Here is a 14,672-nt window from a genome sequence, read left to right as displayed (position 1 = left end):
CCCTCCAGTCGTGCACGATCCGCACGCGGGTCGCACATTGGAACCATTTTTGGGATTTTCGGGGGAGTACGGCCGCGAACGACGCGTGCTGGTACATATTCAGACGTGGTTGGCGGATATGTTGCGCGGGAGGTCCCGCTCATGGATATGAGCGACGTCCAGGATATTCACATCGACAAGCAAACGCTGTTTGCACGCATCGTCCCGACCAGCTGGTTTCTGGGATTGCTGGCCTGTAGCCTGCTGATCGTGGTCGCGATGATGGGATGGGCTGGCCTCAGCATGGATTTTTTCAAACCCAGCAACAGCAAATATTTTCTGCTGCTCACCCTGCTGGCTGCCATCCGCTATTTGATGCAGGACCATTCAACCGGCTGGCAGCGGATCGCGCGTGATTTTTGCGAATATGTCGGCTTCTTCCTGTTCATCAGCCTGCTCGGCGCGACCGCGACCTATCCCGCCGCTGCCGCAACTACCGGGTTTGTCGACCCGGCGCTGGCGCGTATCGACGCGTTTCTGGGCTTTGTGTGGATGGACTGGTATTTACTGGTCGTCAACAATCCATGGCTGCAATCGGCTGGCAGTTTCGCCTATGCCAATATCTATGTGTCACCCCTGTTGCTGCTCGGCGGCCTTGCGATCAACGGCGAACGCGCCCGCGCGCAGATGTTCCTGTTCAGCTTCTGGCTCGCAGCGGTAATCACCATGATGCTGTTTCTTGCCTTTCCGGCAGTCGGCCCGCTGGCCTATGTGTGGCAAGGGCCGGTTCCCTACATGCCAACCAGCGCCCTATATCAGGCAGAACTGATTCCGCTATTGCGGAACGATCTATTTTATATGGTTGATCTCGGGGCGCTTCAGGGGCTGGTTTGCGCGCCCAGTTTCCACACCGCAGCGGCGGTTATCTATATCGCCATGGCGTGGCAGTGCCGCTATCTGCGTTGGCCGCTATTGGCGATCAATGCCGCGATGCTGCTTTCCACCCCGGTTGAAGGGACCCACTATCTGATCGACATGATCGGTGGTGCGATAGTGGGACTATTTGCTCTGTGCACGGCCGGTGCAATACAATATAGCCTTCCCAAAATGCGCCGACAGCGCAGATGGAGAGAGACGGGTATATGGCAGAATTTGACATCATCGTCATCGGCGGCGGTTCCGCCGGCAGTGCAGTCGCGGGACGGCTGAGCGAAGACGCGAAAAGCACCGTCTGCCTGATCGAAGCGGGCTGGCGCAATGACAATTTTCTTGTCAAAACACCGGGTATGATGCCGTTTCTGCTGAAAAACGCCAATTGGAAATTTGACACTGTTCCGCAAAAGGGCCTGAACGGGCGTATCGGCTATCAACCACGCGGACGCGGGCTTGGCGGATCGAGCGCGATAAACGCAATGGTCTATATTCGCGGCAACAAATGGGATTATGACAATTGGGCGGCGATGGGCTGCACCGGTTGGTCCCATGATGATGTCCTGCCCTATTTCAAAAAGTCCGAAGGCAACGAACGCGGCGGCGACGAGCATCATGGCGGCGATGGCCCGCTTTCCGTTTCCGACCAGAAATGGCCGAACCCGGGGAGCCTCGCCTTCGTCGAAGCGGCACGCAATTTGCAGCTGCCCATTCTCGATGATTTCAATGGCGAGAAGCAGGAAGGCATCGGCATTTACCAAGTTACGCAGAAGGACGGCGAACGCTGGTCCGCCGCGCGCGCCTATGTCGACCCCGCCCGTTCTCGTCCGAATTTGACGATCAAGACCAAATCACTGGTCGAGAAGCTGATCGTCAAGGAAGGCCGCGTGACCGGCGTCCAGATCAAGCGCGGGTCGGGTAGCGAAACGATCAACGCGCGCAGTGCGGTCGTTCTGTCCGCCGGCGCCTTCGGAACGCCCCATATATTGCAGCTGTCCGGCATTGGTCCGGCTGCACATCTCAGGGACAAGGGCGTCGATGTCGTCCTCGACAAGCCCGAAGTCGGCGCGAATCTGAAGGATCATATCGACTTTGTTTCCGGCTATCAGACCGAGTCCAGGGAACTGATCGGCGATTCCCTCGCGGGCACCGTGCGCATGGCCAAGGCCATCATCCAGCACCGGGTCAAGCGGACCGGGATCATGACAACGCCTTATGCCGAAGCGGGCGGGTTCTGGAGCAGCGGACCGGACGTCCCTGCCCCCGATATCCAATATCATTTCGTCCCGGCGATGCTCGAAGACCATGGTCGCGAGAAGGTCAAGGGCCATGGTTTCAGCTGTCACGCCTGCGTGCTGCGCCCGTATAGCAAGGGCACGGTCAGGCTCAATGATCGCGATCCGGAGGCGCCACCGGCAATTGACCCGAATTTCCTCGATGATGACCGGGATATCGCGACCTTGCGCAAGGGTGTCCGGCAGATGAAACGGATATTGGAATCCCCGCCGTTGACCGATTTTGCACCTACCGATCGGTATCCTATCGATATGGACGATGATGCAGCACTGGACGCGTTAATCCGGCAGCGCGCCGATACCGTTTATCATCCCGTCGGCACCTGCCGCATGGGTCCGGACGATGCAGCCGTAGTCGATGCGCGTCTGAAATTCAAAGGACTGGAAGGCCTCTATATTGCCGATGCTTCGATCATGCCGGAAATTATCAGCGGCAACACCAACGCGCCGAGCATCATGATCGGCGAGCGGGCAGCGGATTTTATCAAGGCTGATCTGGGCGTGCCGGCACCGCCACGCAGGAGAGGGTCTAGAGGTCGAAGTTCACGCCTTGCGCCAGCGGCAGGTCGGCCGAATAGTTGATCGTGTTGGTCGCGCGGCGCATATAGGCTTTCCACGCATCGGAACCGGACTCACGACCGCCACCGGTTTCCTTTTCACCACCAAAGGCACCGCCGATCTCCGCACCCGAAGTGCCGATATTGACATTGGCGATCCCGCAATCGGAACCCGCTGCGGACAGAAATTGTTCGGCTTCGCGCATGTTCATGGTGAAGATCGAGGATGACAGGCCCGCTCCGACGGCGTTTTGCAGCTCGATGGCGCTGTCGAGTTCTCGGTATCGCATTACATAGAGTATTGGCGCAAAGGTCTCTCGACAGACGATATCGGATTGCTCCGCCATCTCGACCAGCGCCGGTTTGGCGTAATATGCATCGGCACTGCCACTCTCATGGCGACCACCGCCTGTGACAACTCCACCTTGGTCTTTCGCCAGCAATAGCGCGTCTTGCATGCCGTCAAAGGCGGCCTGGTCGATCAGCGGCCCGACCAGGGCATCCTCCGCCAGCGGGTCACCGACCGAAATGCTGTCATAAGCAGCTTTCAGCGGGGTTAGCAGCTCTTCGTAAATATCGTCATGGACGAACAACCGCCGCATACTGGTGCAGCGTTGTCCCGCGGTACCGACCGCACTGAACAATATGCCGCGCACCGCCATATCCAGATCAGCCGAAGGCGCGATGATACAGGCATTATTGCCGCCCAGTTCCAATATCGACTTGGCGAAACGACTGGCGAGGCGCTGCCCCACTGCCCTTCCCATCGCGGTCGAACCGGTGGCAGAAACCAGCGGCACTTGCGGATGATCGGCGAGCCGCTCCCCTGTTTCCGCTCCGCCGATGACAAGACCGGCCAAGCCTTTGGGCGCTTCATCAAAATCTGCTGCCACTCGCTCGTAAATCGCATGACAAGCCATCGCGGTCAGCGGCGTTTTTTCCGACGGTTTCCAGACCACGCTATTGCCGCAGACCAAAGCAATCGCTGTGTTCCACGCCCAGACCGCGACCGGAAAATTGAACGCCGAGATCACTCCGACCACGCCCAGCGGGTGCCAGGTCTCCATCATCCGGTGGCCGGGCCGTTCAGAGGCAATAGTGAGACCGTATAGCTGCCGCGACAAACCGACCGCAAAATCACAAATATCGATCATTTCCTGCACTTCGCCAGCGCCTTCGGACGGGATTTTTCCCGCCTCTATCGCAACCAGTCGCGCAAGTTCATCTTTGTGTTCGCGCAAGGCATTTCCAAACAGCCGGACCAGTTCGCCGCGTCGCGGCGCGGGCACCGTGCGCCATTGCAGGAACGCCTCGTGGGCATGGGCGATGGCCTGATTAACGTCGGTGCTTTCGGTTACTTCCACCGCGGCTAGTTTCTCTCCCGTCAAGGGAGAGTGGACGGCCAGTCTGCCGGCAGCAATGCGATCCGCGGATACACCAACGCGGTTCAAAATTTCAGCGGCCTGCTCTTGATAGGACATGGCGTTTCCCTGTTATGAATGACCGCCGTCAAATGACAGCCGCACCCGGCAATTGCAAATGAAACGGATCCGGCAGCAGATCGCGGCGGTCCTACCGGTGCTTTTAGCGCCTTTCAGGTTGTTGCTGCTTGTCTCGGGAAAAAAAAGGCCGGGATGTTTTCACATCACCGGCCATAAAGTCGTTTGTTCGCAGGAGGAACAATGTGAGGCGCCGACCCGAGTATGGGAGAGAGAGGGCCGGCGCCAAACTAGCAATCAGTAATTATAGGCGCGCTCGCCATGTTCACCGAGGTCGAGGCCTTCGCGCTCGACTTCTTCGGTGACCCGCAGGCCAGTGACCAGCTTGGCGACAAACATCGCGATAGCCGTTCCGATCCCGGCCCAGCCGATTGTGACCAGCACACCGATGATCTGGGTGATCACCTGTGCGCCCATGGCGGTGGAGCCATCGCCCGGTCCGCCGAACATCGGCTGATAGACAATGCCGGTGCCGATCGCGCCGACCATACCGCCGACACCGTGGATGCCGAAGGCGTCCAGCGAGTCGTCATAGCCGAGCCGTGGCTTCAGGAAGGATACCGAATAATAGCAGATCAGCGATGCAACCGCACCCAGCACGATCGCGCCAAATGGTCCGCTGTTACCGGCGGCGGGAGTTACCGCTACCAGACCGGCAATCACGCCCGAACAGAACCCAAGCGCCGATCCCTTGTGACCGCTAAGCCTTTCAGCAACCATCCAGAACAGAGCACCCGAAGCCGTGGCAACAAAGGTATTGATCATCGCCAGGCCGGCCGTGCCGTCTGCTTCCAGTTCGGAACCGGCGTTGAAGCCGAACCAGCCAACCCAGAGCAGTCCGGTGCCCACCATCGTCAGCGTCAGACTGTGCGGAGCCATTGGTTCTTTCGGATAGCCCTTGCGGTTGCCGAGGATGAGCGCCGCAACCAGCGCCGATACACCGGCGTTGATGTGCACAACCGTACCACCGGCAAAGTCGAGAGCGCCCATTTCAAAGAGCAGTCCGCCGCCGGCCCAAACCATATGAGCGATCGGGAAATAGACAATGGTCAGCCACACTATGCCAAAAACCATGATTGCCGAAAATTTCATCCGCTCGACAACCGACCCCAGGACAAGTGCTAGCGTAATCGCGGCAAAGGTCATCTGGAACGAGATGAACACATATTCCGAGATCACTTCGTCGGAGAATGTCGCCGCGGTGCTGCTGCTATCTACGCCAGCGAGGAAGAATTTGCCCCAGCTGATGAAGGCATTGCCTTCAGGACCGAACGCCAGACCATAGCCGTAGGTGACCCAGATCAGCATTGCGAGACAGGCGGCTGCCCCGATTTGCGTCATCGTCGCCAGCATGTTCTTGGTGCGGGTAAGACCGCCGTAAAACAGGGCGAGACCTGGCAGGATCATCAGCAAGACCAGGATCGTTGCGGTCATCATCCAGGCGTTATTTCCCGGATTGGGGACCGCCGCGGCTGCTTCGGCAGCCTCCTGCGCAAAGGCCGGGACCGAAAGGCTGGCCAGCGCCGCCAATCCAGTCAGTTTTGTTAAAAATTTTCTCATGAGTATCTGCTTCCCCGATTAAATTGCTGTGTCGCCGGTTTCACCCGTACGAATGCGGACGGCGCCTTCGAGACCGAGCGTGAATATCTTGCCGTCGCCGATCGATTCCGTGCCTGCCGCCGCCTGAATGGCCTCGATCGCCTGGGCCGCGATAGCGCTGCTGCAGGCCACCTCGATTTTCAGTTTCGGAACCATGTTGGTGGTATATTCCGCACCACGATAGACTTCGGTCTGGCCCTTTTGCCGCCCAAAGCCCTTGACCTCGGTTACGGTCATGCCGGACACGCCGACACCGGTCAGTGCTTCACGAACATCGTCAAGCTTGAACGGTTTGATTATGGCTATGATAAATTTCATTACGCCCCCTGTGGTTGTTACTGGGGGACACTCAGCAAAGCGTGTGCCAGAATCGCAAGACTAGGGAATCACTGGATTTTTAAGAAAGCCGCTCGCTCAAAGGCGCGTAAGTTTTGTGCATCGCAGCACAATTGCCTGTTATTTAGGCACGTCTTTCGGCCAGCTTTGCCAATATTTGCGGGATGATCTTTTCGGTCTCGCGACGGCCGATAGCGATCAGTTCATCGGCGCGGGTGAAATTCTGGATGTCGATATGGCCGACCGGCGGTGACATCGCAAAATCGGGAGGATCGAGCGCCAAGGAATAGCGGCCGAGATTGCGCAGCGACAAGCCCACTGACGCCTTGACGATAGCAAGGCTATTGGGCTCTTTGTTGCCTTGAACCGCAATTCCGGCGGCAATGGCTCGATTGATAAAATCGTCCTGCAGGTTGACCGACAGGCACAATGCTTCGGGCGCAAGTTCGCGGACCGGTGACACCGGAACCGGCAAGGCAGCACCCCCGTCGACGAGCAGCCGGCCCTCATGTTGCACGGGCTTGAATATGCCGGGCAGCGACATTGAGGCACGGATCGCTGGCACCAGCTTGCCCGATTTCATCACAATCGTATCGCCGGTACGCAAGTCAGCAGCAACCGCTGCGACAGGAAACGGCAGGTCTTCGAAACTTAGATGACCAAATTCAGTATCCAGCTCCTTCTCTATATTGCGTGCACCCATGACCGCGCCGCGCTTGAAATGCGGATCCATGAACCGCAGCATGTTGCGGAAATTGACGTTGCGGGCCATATCTTCGAGATAGTCGAGCTTGCCAACCGCATAGCTGGCGCCGGTGATCGCACCCATAGAGGTGCCCGCTATGGCGGCAATTTCCAGTGGTGATTCATCGATGGCCCGCAGCACACCGATATGGGTCCAGCCCAGACCGGCACCGCCTCCCAGTGCGAGGGATATCTTTCCGGCTCCGCTCATAGCGAAACGTCCTCCGCCAATATTGCTTTTGCTTCGGCAAGGTCTTCTTCCAGCACCATCACTCTGGCAGGTAGCGCGATACCCGCGCCTTCAACAAGATTCACCCCGCTGTCGAAACAGACCGCACCGATACCGGCCGCGCCAAGCCGCCCGCGGATGATCTCGGCTTCGACGCCGTGCATATGGCGGGACAGCTCTACCAGACTCATGACCGGTTACCCGCCAAAATAGCGGTCCGTTGCGCGGGTCGGCAAGCCATCGATACTTTTCAGCCGGCCAGCGGTCTTTTCCATCCATGCCTCGGGATTAGCCTGGCGATGATATTTGACCAGGGTCTCGCGCTCGGCTTTCATTTCCATCCGCGGCACGCCCCAGCCGCAGCTCGTCTGTATGCTGTTCAATTTTATGTCGAAAATCTGCCGCGTACCGGGAAGTATTTCGAAATGCTCGGCCAACTTGTCCCAGCCGTTTTCCTGCGGCAGTACCGGACGACCGGTACCATAAAGCCGCAAGATCAGCGCGGGATTGGCAAAATTGTTGAACATGATGGTAATCCGTCCATCGGCAACCAGATGGGCGTGGGTTTCATTACCCGAGCCCCCCAGATCCAGATAGGCAACCCGGTCGGGACCAAGCACGCGAAACGCATCATAGCCCTTCGGCGAGAGATTGATCCGGCTGTCTTCCGCCGCCGTTGCCACGAAAAACATCGGCTGTTTGGCGATGAAGGCGATATGATCGTCTTCCAAGGCTTCGAAAAAATCCGCCATAACAATTTCCTGTTCAGTAAAACGGGCCGCCGAAAAACAGTTTCCATAGCAGCACTAGCAGCCAGTGGATCACGATAACCGGCCACAGCGATTGCGAAACAATCCGGATATGGGTCAATATAATGGCCAGTATGAACGTAGCAAACAGAAACGAAGGCTGGAGGAAGATTGCCGACCAGGGCGGCCCGAAGGTCAAAGCCTGAAACGGATGCCAGAGCATGAACAATATCGCCGAAAGCCAGTTTCCCCAGCGTTGCGAGAAGGCTGCGAACCAGGACAGCAGGACACCGCGAAAGATGATCTCTTCGGCCAAGGCGGGGATGAAGAACAGAATGACGGCAGCAATCAATGCCGACTGGAAATCGGGGACCTGGTCAAAAGTGACCCAACCGCCCACATAGCCCGCAAGAGCAATAATAGCTGCTGTGGGGAGCGTTATTCCCAAGGCGGCTTTCCAGCGCCCCATATCCGGCCAGATTTGCAGCGCTCGCCAAGTTTGCTTCACTGCCGCTACCAGCATCGGTTTACCAGCTCGCCCCGGCAGCAACAGCCGCCACTTCTTCTGGCCGCGACTGCCGTCCGAGAATCTCGTTACGATGCGGAAAGCGGCCAAATTTCGCGATCACATCGCGATGTTCATTGGCAAATTTCTGATTGCTGCCAAGCTTGGTAAACAGGGCAACGGACTTGTTTTGGAGGCGAATATCCTCCGCATGCATGAAAGGCATATAGAAAAAAGGTCGCTGCCGCTCGGGCAATTGCGTGTCGAGTTCCAGATCCACCGTCTTTTCAGCGACCTGCTGCGCCAGATGGTCGGTGGAAAAGGCATCGGCGCTGTCGCGGAACATATTACGGGGGAATTGATCGAACAATATGATGGCCGCAAGCGCGGTTTCCGGCGACGTCAGGAAATCATCGGCGGTTTTTGATTTTTGCGTTTCCCAGAGCTCGAAGAAACGCTTTTTGATCAGATCGTCAATAGCATCGCTCTTGGTCCACCAATCCTTGGGGTCGAGCTCCTCAAACCAGAAGGACAATATCTCGGCAGGCCAATTCAATGCGATATTCCCGATTTTACCATATTGATTCCAGACTCAAGCCGTGCCCCCGACCGTCAGACTATCCACCAGCAAGGTTGGCTGTCCAACGCCTGCCGGCACGGACTGTCCGCCCTTGCCGCACATGCCGATGCCTTCGTCCAGCGCCATGTCATTGCCAATACCGGTGACCTTGGTGAGCACCGTGGGGCCGTCACCGATCAGCGTCGCTCCCTTGATCGGCGCGCCCAGCTTGCCGTTTTCAATCTTGTAGGCCTCGGTGCAGGAGAAGACGAACTTGCCGGACACGATATCGACCTGTCCGCCACCAAAGCTCTTGGCATAGATGCCATTTTTAACCCGGCTCATCAGCTCGGCCGGATCATCCTTGCCGCCGCGCATAAACGTGTTGGTCATTCGCGGCATCGGCGCATGGGCATAGCTTTCGCGGCGGCCATTACCGGTCGCCGGGACGCCCATCAGACGGGCGTTCAGCCGGTCCTGCATATAGCATTTCAATATGCCGTCCTCGATCAGGACATTTTCCTGTGTCGGTGTTCCCTCGTCATCAATGCTCAGCGACCCGCGCCGCTCCCGGATCGAACCATCGTCGACCACGGTGACGCCGGGCGCGGCTACGCGCTGGCCGATCTTGCCGGAAAAAGCGCTGGTGCCCTTGCGGTTGAAATCGCCTTCGAGACCGTGGCCGATCGCTTCGTGCAAAATGATGCCGGGCCAGCCGGGGCCGAGCAGGACAGTCTGTTCGCCCGCAGGGGCATCCACGCTCTCGAGATTGACCAGAGCCTGTGCCAGCGCCTCGTCGACCGCGCGGTTCCAGCGCGCTTCCTCAAACAGTTCGTCATAAAGATAGCGACCGCCCATGCCGAAGCTGCCGCTTTCACGACGGCCATTTTGTTCGGCCACAATTGAAACATTGAGCCGCACCAGAGGCCGTACATCTGTGGCGACAAAGCCGTCGGGACGAACAATCTCAACTACACTCCAACTACCGGAAAGGCCGACGGAAACCTGCGCGACCCGCGGATCGCGTGCGCGTGCTGCGGCATCAATCTGCTGGCAGAGAGCGACTTTTTTCGCGAAGGGAATGGCTTCCAGCGGATTGGCTTCGCCGTAAAGATGCCGGTTGTTGCCGCGCGGTGGCGGAGCTTTTTCGCCCTTGGCCGGATCGAGCAATTGCAGGGTTTGTGCAGCGCGTTTTATCGCTGCCTCGCTGATTTCATTGCTGTGGGAAAAGCCGGTCATCTCGCCCGAAACGCCGCGCAGGCCGAAGCCGCTGTCGGTGCTGTAGTCGGCGGTTTTCAGGCGGCCGTCGTCAAAACCGAAACTTTCGACCGCGCTATATTGCAGATAGAGTTCACCATCGTCACAAGCGGACAGGCTGCCCGCAACAAGCGCTTTGGCGCGCTCCGGGTCAAGTCCGTCGGGACGATATAGAAAGGAACGGGGATCAAGATTTTTCATCATCCCGTATATATAGAAATATATCGGGGGCCGTGCACCCCCTATATCGGATTATTCTTCGGACTGACTGGGCGCCACGTCAGCCGGGCCGCCTGCCAGGACAAATCGCCGGTCACAATAGCCGCAGTCGACATAGCCTTTTTCATCAATCTCCAGCCACACGCGCGGATGACCGAGTGCTGCGCCACCGGGAATTTCACTGGCACCATCACAGGCGTTGCGTTTCTTGGCTGTTCTGACAATTTCGGGAGCGTCAATCATATAAGCGCGATTAGCAACGGATCGAGCGCGGCGCAATCCTGCAAATATCAGAAATAGTTCATCGTGATCGGGAAGGTCGCTTCATAAACACCAGATTGCTGGCTTGGGCCTACGTCCAGTGTGGCGCCAATACGCAGGGTAATCACGTCCGTAGACGCGATTCGAAACAATCCGGGGAAAAATGTCGGAGTCAGATTGTCGGCCTGCAACGTGAGAGACCGCATTGTCATAACAGCGCCGCCACCGACCCGATTGAGTATATATGTACCCGCACCCGAAGTGATATATACAAACCGGTTGCGCGTCCCATAACCCTGGAATTCGGCGTTGCTGACCGTTCCCCCCGCAGCAATGACCGATCCGGTCACCGTGCGAACGCCGGCTGTGCTGACGACCGCGGTTCCACCTAGCAAACCCGGGATCAGATTGCCGAACTCAAGATCTTCGACCGGAACGAGAGAAAGCGGGCTGACGACCACAGCTTCGGCGTCGGCCGTGCCGGTTTGCGCAAAAGCGGCCGGCGCGCTGGTCAGAGCGACAAGCACGAGTAGCAGGCCGCCAATAAGGCGCGGTAGGATTTGATCTCTGGTCTTCACAGGAACTGCCCTAAGTCAAAAGGTGCAAATTTGCATTTACAGCCATGGTTAATTTTCCGCTAACTTTAATGAGCGGGAAGATCTGGATTATTGATATTCGATAGTAACGTTAAATGTTCCCACATAAGCGCCACCGGTCTGATTGGGATTTATAGTGAGCCTTCCCCCGACCTTGTAATTGACTGACCCGCTGGCACTCAGGAATCGGTTCCGTGTGCCATTGCCGCCATCAAAGCGGAACTGGTCGACACGCATGGTTTGGGTTCCGCCGACACGGGTCAGATCGATCTGGTTCTGGTTGACCGTAATGCGAACCCTCTCCAGCGGCCTTCCGAAGGCCGTAAACGATGCGGCCGTCCGGGTTCCGCCCAACGACACGGCATTGCCACTCAACTGGGTCAAAGCATCGGTTTCCGGTTCGAGGCGAAACCGGCTCAGAGTCGTGCCTGCGGCGAAATTGCCAAAGTGCAGATCCGCGTTTTTGGTGATGTTCACGCCCTGGTTGACCGTCGTCCGCGATTGGCTGTTGCCCGACGCTGCCTGCGCAGCCGCGAGCGGGACACAGATCGCCGCACAAAACGGAATGACCGTCGCGCAATAAAATGCGGACCATTTGGTCCGCGCAAAAAATGTCCTGATCTTCACCCTCAGGGCTATAAGCGCCAAACTACTAATTATTATTGAAAATCAAGATTAACCAAGCGTTACAGTGTAAATTCTCAATGCCCCAAATTCTCCCGGAAAATTTCTCAAAATTGCCAGAAATCAAGCCATATCGGACCAAAAACAGGCTGAACAAACCGATTGCATCTAAAACAGCAAAGCCTTTGATTGTGCCCGACAAGATGTTTATGCGAAGCGGATGACCAATGCAGCGATCTCGATCAAGAATCTCTCGAAAACCTATGCCGGGGGTCAGCAGGCGCTCGATGACATCAGTTTTGACGTCCCCCGCGGTTCTATTTTCGGGCTATTGGGCCCCAATGGCGCGGGCAAATCAACGCTGATCAACATTCTCTCCGGCATGGTGCGTAAAACCAGTGGCAGCGCAGATATCTGGGGTTTTGATATTGACGACAGCCCGCGCAATGCCAAAGCCTCGATCGGGATCGTGCCGCAGGAGATCATTTTCGATCCTTTCTTCACGCCCTTTGAAGCGCTGGAGGTACAGGCCGGGCTATACGGCGTCCGAAAAGCGAACCGCCGGACGATGGAATTGCTGCGCGCCGTGCGTCTGGAGGACAAGGCCGATGCCTATGCCCGCACCCTGTCCGGCGGGATGAAGCGCCGTCTGCTGGTGGCCAAGGCGATGGTCCATTCACCGCCGATTCTGGTGCTCGACGAACCGACCGCGGGCGTTGATATCGATCTGCGGCAACAGCTTTGGGAATATGTCGTCGAGCTCAACAGGGCCGGCGTGACGATCGTCCTTACCACCCATTATCTTGAGGAAGCGGAGAATCTCTGCGAACGGATCGCGATTATCAATCACGGCAAGCTGATCGCCAACAAGCCGACACCGGAACTGGTCGATATGGCCCGCGAAAAGCTGGTCGAGCTGACGCTGGACCGCGATATCAGCGAAGCGCAGGATGCCGTCTCCTTCGCCAACAAGCTGTTCGAGAAAGCCGAGATCATCGGTCCCCGGACAGTAGCGGTGACCTATAACAAGGACCGGACCAATGCCGGCGGCGTAATGGCGGCGGTACAGGAACGCGGCTTCGCGATTGTCGATGTGACCACAAGAGAAGCCGATCTCGAGGATGTGTTTCTCAATCTTACCCGCGCCAAAGCCGCGTGAACCACGACGTTATCATTATCGGATCCGGCGCGGCGGGCCTTAGCGCTGCGATCACGCTAGCGCGGACCCACAAGGTGCTGGTGCTCGCCAAGGGCGAACTCACCGGCGGCTCTACGGCATGGGCCCAGGGCGGGATTGCCGCGGTGCTCGATGCGGGTGATACATTCGATAATCATATCAACGACACGATGATCGCGGGTGCAGGTCTCAATCGTCGAGAAACCGTTGAATTTGTGGTGGAAAATGCTCCCGCCGCGATTGAACGGCTCGAGGATATGGGGGTGCCGTTCAACAAGGAGGCGGAAGTTCTCCACCTGACCCGCGAAGGCGGGCACAGCCATCGGCGGATAGTCCATGTCGATGACGCGACCGGCTGGGCGGTGCAGGAGGCGTTGCAAAATACCGCTGCGGCGCATCCGAATATCACCTTGCGGCCGCATATGGTGGCGATTGACCTTATCGTCGACCGCCATGCGGAGAGCCCGACCGGAGCCAAGAATGTCTGGGGCGTCTATGCGCTCGACAATGAAACCGGTCATGTCGAGACGCTGACTTCGCGGGCGACGATCATGGCCAGCGGCGGCGCCGGACGAACTTATCTGTTCTCGACCGCGCCGCGTGGGGCGACCGGCGATGGCATCGCCATGGCCTGGCGCGCGGGCGCGCGGGTTTCCAATATGGAGATGATGCAGTTCCATCCGACCTGCCTCTATAATCTGGAGGTCAAGAATTTCCTGATCACCGAGGCGGTGCGCGGCGAAGGCGGACATCTGAAACTGCCCGACGATGCGGGCGACGAGGCGGGTGATCGCTTCATGGACCGTTTTGATCCGGAACGCATGGAGCTGGCCCCGCGTGATATTGTTGCCCGCGCCAATGACCACGAGATCAAGCGGCTGGGGCTGGACTATGTCCATCTCGATATCTCGCATCGCGATCCGGAATTCGTGAAGGGCCATTTCCCCAATATTTATGACAAGCTGATCGGGCTGGGCATCGACATGACCACGGGACCGATCCCGGTCGTGCCAGCACAACATTATACCTGTGGCGGGATATTGATTGATCTGGCCGGCCGTACTGACCTGCCGGGGCTATATGCGGCGGGTGAAGCGAGCGAGAGCGGCCTGCACGGTGCCAACCGGCTGGCCTCCAACAGTCTGCTGGAATGTTTCGTCTTTGGCGATGCAGCAGCGCGCGATATCGCCGCGCACTGGGACGAGCTCCCTGCCCCGCCGCCATTCGTCCCTGGGATGAAAGCCGCGTCACCGACAGCGACGAAGAAGTGGTGATCAAACAGACCTGGACCGAAATCCGTCGTTTCATGTGGAATTATGTCGGCATCGTCCGCACCACCAAACGCCTCGAACGCGAGCAACACCGCATCGATCTGCTCCGCGGCGAAGTGGAAGAATATTACGGCAATTTCCGGGTGACCCAGGATTTGATCGAGCTGCGGAATTTGATCGAGGTGGCGGATCTGATCGTGCAATCAGCGCTGGCGAGGAAGGACAGCCGGGGGTTGCATTACATCACCGATTATCCCGAATTGTTGGATGTGGCGGTGGATACGGT

General features: G+C 57.8%; 15 protein-coding genes and 1 pseudogene. 4 read left to right on the top strand and 12 right to left on the bottom strand.

Features of this window, described 5'->3' with window-relative positions; translation table 11 throughout:
- Window positions 1–141: 141 nt before the first annotated feature.
- Both WBM93_RS02995 and WBM93_RS02990 read left to right on the top strand, forming a co-directional pair.
- Window positions 142–1,188 carry a phosphatase PAP2 family protein gene (locus WBM93_RS02995; RefSeq protein WP_424428013.1) on the top strand — a complete coding sequence of 349 codons (1,047 nt, stop codon included), beginning with the start codon at window positions 142–144 and terminating at the stop codon, window positions 1,186–1,188.
- On the top strand, window positions 1,122–2,786 hold the full coding sequence (locus WBM93_RS02990; RefSeq protein ID WP_424428011.1) for a GMC family oxidoreductase: 1,665 nt from the start codon (window positions 1,122–1,124) through the stop codon (window positions 2,784–2,786). Before WBM93_RS02995 ends, WBM93_RS02990 begins: the two co-directional genes overlap by 67 nt.
- Here WBM93_RS02990 and WBM93_RS02985 read toward each other — a convergent pair.
- From WBM93_RS02985 to WBM93_RS02930, 12 genes are all read right to left on the bottom strand, one after another.
- Window positions 2,734–4,242 carry an aldehyde dehydrogenase family protein gene (locus WBM93_RS02985; protein WP_424428010.1) on the bottom strand — a complete coding sequence of 503 codons (1,509 nt, stop codon included), beginning with the start codon at window positions 4,240–4,242 and terminating at the stop codon, window positions 2,734–2,736. The two genes, WBM93_RS02990 and WBM93_RS02985, sit on opposite strands and share 53 nt — an antisense overlap.
- 255 nt (window positions 4,243–4,497) lie before the next feature.
- Window positions 4,498–5,820, bottom strand: coding sequence for an ammonium transporter (locus WBM93_RS02980; RefSeq protein ID WP_424428008.1), 1,323 nt, complete (start codon window positions 5,818–5,820; stop codon window positions 4,498–4,500).
- An 18-nt stretch (window positions 5,821–5,838) separates the two neighbouring features.
- Entirely contained in the window at window positions 5,839–6,177 is a 339-nt protein-coding gene (locus tag WBM93_RS02975) for a P-II family nitrogen regulator (RefSeq protein ID WP_424428007.1), read from the bottom strand.
- A gap of 142 nt (window positions 6,178–6,319) precedes the next feature.
- Window positions 6,320–7,150: a patatin-like phospholipase family protein gene (locus WBM93_RS02970; protein WP_424428005.1), complete on the bottom strand. Its 831-nt coding sequence runs from the start codon at window positions 7,148–7,150 to the stop codon at window positions 6,320–6,322.
- Window positions 7,147–7,359, bottom strand: a complete 213-nt coding sequence (locus WBM93_RS02965) for a DUF2007 domain-containing protein (protein WP_424428003.1) — start codon at window positions 7,357–7,359, stop codon at window positions 7,147–7,149. Before WBM93_RS02965 ends, WBM93_RS02970 begins: the two co-directional genes overlap by 4 nt.
- Before the next feature lie 6 nt (window positions 7,360–7,365).
- Window positions 7,366–7,920, bottom strand: a complete 555-nt coding sequence (locus tag WBM93_RS02960) for a pyridoxamine 5'-phosphate oxidase family protein (protein ID WP_424428001.1) — start codon at window positions 7,918–7,920, stop codon at window positions 7,366–7,368.
- Between the two features lie 13 nt (window positions 7,921–7,933).
- Window positions 7,934–8,440, bottom strand: a complete 507-nt coding sequence (locus WBM93_RS02955) for a type II CAAX prenyl endopeptidase Rce1 family protein (protein WP_424427999.1) — start codon at window positions 8,438–8,440, stop codon at window positions 7,934–7,936.
- A gap of 4 nt (window positions 8,441–8,444) precedes the next feature.
- Entirely contained in the window at window positions 8,445–8,978 is a 534-nt protein-coding gene (locus WBM93_RS02950; protein WP_424427997.1) for a DUF924 family protein, read from the bottom strand.
- Between the two features lie 36 nt (window positions 8,979–9,014).
- Window positions 9,015–10,442 (bottom strand): metalloprotease TldD, encoded by a 1,428-nt coding sequence (gene tldD / locus WBM93_RS02945; protein WP_424427995.1) that lies wholly within the window; start codon window positions 10,440–10,442, stop codon window positions 9,015–9,017.
- 48 nt (window positions 10,443–10,490) lie between these two features.
- Window positions 10,491–10,700, bottom strand: a complete 210-nt coding sequence (locus WBM93_RS02940; protein WP_424427993.1) for a zinc-finger domain-containing protein — start codon at window positions 10,698–10,700, stop codon at window positions 10,491–10,493.
- Between the two features lie 47 nt (window positions 10,701–10,747).
- On the bottom strand, window positions 10,748–11,296 hold the full coding sequence (locus WBM93_RS02935; RefSeq protein WP_424427991.1) for a DUF4402 domain-containing protein: 549 nt from the start codon (window positions 11,294–11,296) through the stop codon (window positions 10,748–10,750).
- 87 nt (window positions 11,297–11,383) lie between these two features.
- Window positions 11,384–11,941, bottom strand: a complete 558-nt coding sequence (locus tag WBM93_RS02930) for a DUF4402 domain-containing protein (RefSeq protein WP_424427990.1) — start codon at window positions 11,939–11,941, stop codon at window positions 11,384–11,386.
- Window positions 11,942–12,158: 217 nt separating this feature from the next.
- Between WBM93_RS02930 and WBM93_RS02925 the strand changes: the two genes are divergently transcribed.
- Together WBM93_RS02925 and nadB are read left to right on the top strand one after the other, a co-directional pair.
- On the top strand, window positions 12,159–13,097 hold the full coding sequence (locus WBM93_RS02925; RefSeq protein WP_424427988.1) for an ABC transporter ATP-binding protein: 939 nt from the start codon (window positions 12,159–12,161) through the stop codon (window positions 13,095–13,097).
- A pseudogene (gene nadB / locus WBM93_RS02920) lies at window positions 13,094–14,672 on the top strand (L-aspartate oxidase); the annotation flags it as partial. The gene WBM93_RS02925 and the pseudogene nadB, both read left to right, overlap by 4 nt.

The organism is Parasphingorhabdus sp. (assembly GCF_049667325.1).
Lineage (GTDB): Bacteria > Pseudomonadota > Alphaproteobacteria > Sphingomonadales > Sphingomonadaceae > Parasphingorhabdus.
The sequence above is the reverse complement of the archived record's forward strand: the minus strand, read 5'-3'. Positions and strand labels throughout refer to the sequence as shown.

Bases quoted from the DNA above. Each gene is read 5' to 3' on its own strand.
- WBM93_RS02970 (WP_424428005.1), bottom strand. From the start codon at position 7,150: ATGAGCGGAGCCGGAAAGATATCCCTCGCACTGGGAGGCGGTGCCGGT.
- WBM93_RS02985 (WP_424428010.1), bottom strand. From the start codon at position 4,242: ATGTCCTATCAAGAGCAGGCCGCTGAAATTTTGAACCGCGTTGGTGTA.
- WBM93_RS02990 (WP_424428011.1), top strand. From the start codon at position 1,122: ATGGCAGAATTTGACATCATCGTCATCGGCGGCGGTTCCGCCGGCAGT.
- tldD (WP_424427995.1), bottom strand. From the start codon at position 10,442: ATGATGAAAAATCTTGATCCCCGTTCCTTTCTATATCGTCCCGACGGA.
- WBM93_RS02940 (WP_424427993.1), bottom strand. From the start codon at position 10,700: ATGATTGACGCTCCCGAAATTGTCAGAACAGCCAAGAAACGCAACGCC.
- WBM93_RS02960 (WP_424428001.1), bottom strand. From the start codon at position 7,920: ATGGCGGATTTTTTCGAAGCCTTGGAAGACGATCATATCGCCTTCATC.
- WBM93_RS02975 (WP_424428007.1), bottom strand. From the start codon at position 6,177: ATGAAATTTATCATAGCCATAATCAAACCGTTCAAGCTTGACGATGTT.
- WBM93_RS02955 (WP_424427999.1), bottom strand. From the start codon at position 8,440: ATGCTGGTAGCGGCAGTGAAGCAAACTTGGCGAGCGCTGCAAATCTGG.
- WBM93_RS02995 (WP_424428013.1), top strand. From the start codon at position 142: ATGGATATGAGCGACGTCCAGGATATTCACATCGACAAGCAAACGCTG.
- WBM93_RS02965 (WP_424428003.1), bottom strand. From the start codon at position 7,359: ATGAGTCTGGTAGAGCTGTCCCGCCATATGCACGGCGTCGAAGCCGAG.
- WBM93_RS02925 (WP_424427988.1), top strand. From the start codon at position 12,159: ATGACCAATGCAGCGATCTCGATCAAGAATCTCTCGAAAACCTATGCC.
- WBM93_RS02980 (WP_424428008.1), bottom strand. From the start codon at position 5,820: ATGAGAAAATTTTTAACAAAACTGACTGGATTGGCGGCGCTGGCCAGC.